Here is a 1,221-nt window from a genome sequence, read left to right as displayed (position 1 = left end):
TTATGAATCAGAATATGAAGAAGGTTTTGCGGGTGTATGGCAAGAAAAGTCAGGTGAATTTCAGCAAACAGAAGCCTATCAATTTTTACAACAATTTAAGTTCAATGGCGGCGGAGTTGCACCTGATACCAGTATTTGTTTTAAATTAGGTCAATTTATGGATTTTGGTTGTTCTGAACTTCCCGTTCCTGATGCTGGCCTATTAGCAATTCTTAAAGTGTTTATTTTAATTTCAGCGGCTTTTCTTTGTCGCCGTTTGATTTTTGGAGGTTAAGTCATGCTTGATTGGTTACAAGAAACGTGGAATGAAGCGAAAGAATTTTTATATAGCATCGTTTTAACAGTGTTAGAACTATTAAAAGATCTGGCTATTTGGATATTTGAAAGCTTCCTTGAAATATCTATCTTAGCAATTCATGGCCTTGATAGTGTGTTTGCTGGTTTGGATATCGCGTCACATATTAATTCATTACCCCCTGCCGTTTCCTTCTATGCCTCATCGTTAGGACTATCTCAAGCAATGAGCATGATAATAATTTCATTAGGAATTCGGTTCTTATTGCAGTTAATTCCATTTGTTAGATTGGGGAGTTAAGCATGATTCATGGTATCTCTGGTAAAACGGGCGGCGGCAAAAGCTATGAAGCGGTTGTCCGCCATATCATCCCAACAGTGACAGAACACAAACGAAAAGTAGTAACAAACTTACCGCTTGATGTTGAACACTTTTGTTCTATCTATGGTGAGTATTGCCGAGACTTAATTGAAGTTATTGACGGTGAGTTTCACAACTACGGTGGTCAACGCCCGTTCTCTAAAAAAGAGCATTACCTTCAATATGAAGATTGGCAAAACGAAGAAGGTAATCGTGTTTACTTCTTTGTTGATGAATGTCACTTAGCACTTCCCCAGCAAGGCACCGATAAAGAAGTAAAACAGTTTTACGATATGCATCGTCACTACGGTTTCGACATAATGCTGATTACTCAAAACTTTAGAAAAGTAGATAGAGATATACGCGATTTAGTGGCTAACCATTATCGTGCTATCAAAAAATCAATGATGGGTCAGGATGATAAATACATTCTAAAAGTCCATGATGGGTCTTCGGCAACAAACGCAACGGTTGTTGCTACTCACGAACGTGAGTATGAAGCTAAGTATTTTAAGTTTTACAAGTCTCATACGAAAAGTGACCAAAGCGTAAAAGAAGCTGCACCG

At 38.1% G+C, this 1,221-nt stretch carries 2 protein-coding genes and 1 pseudogene; all 3 read left to right on the top strand.

Translation table 11 applies throughout. The features are described from left to right. Positions 1-274 (top strand): annotated as a pseudogene (locus C2M25_RS20735) (hypothetical protein); the annotation flags it as partial. Between the two features lie 3 nt (positions 275-277). Continuing rightward, entirely contained in the window at positions 278-595 is a 318-nt protein-coding gene (locus tag C2M25_RS20730) for a hypothetical protein (protein ID WP_105182016.1), read from the top strand. 2 nt (positions 596-597) lie between these two features. Then, on the top strand, positions 598-1,221 hold a 624-nt coding region (locus tag C2M25_RS20725; RefSeq protein ID WP_325051053.1), incomplete at its 3' end, for a zonular occludens toxin domain-containing protein.

Source organism: Pseudoalteromonas sp. T1lg21 (genome assembly GCF_002964625.1).
In the GTDB taxonomy this organism is placed as follows: Bacteria; Pseudomonadota; Gammaproteobacteria; order Enterobacterales; family Alteromonadaceae; genus Pseudoalteromonas; species Pseudoalteromonas gelatinilytica.
The sequence above is the reverse complement of the archived record's forward strand: the minus strand, read 5'-3'. Positions and strand labels throughout refer to the sequence as shown.

Bases quoted from the DNA above. Each gene is read 5' to 3' on its own strand.
- C2M25_RS20730 (WP_105182016.1), top strand. From the start codon at position 278: ATGCTTGATTGGTTACAAGAAACGTGGAATGAAGCGAAAGAATTTTTA.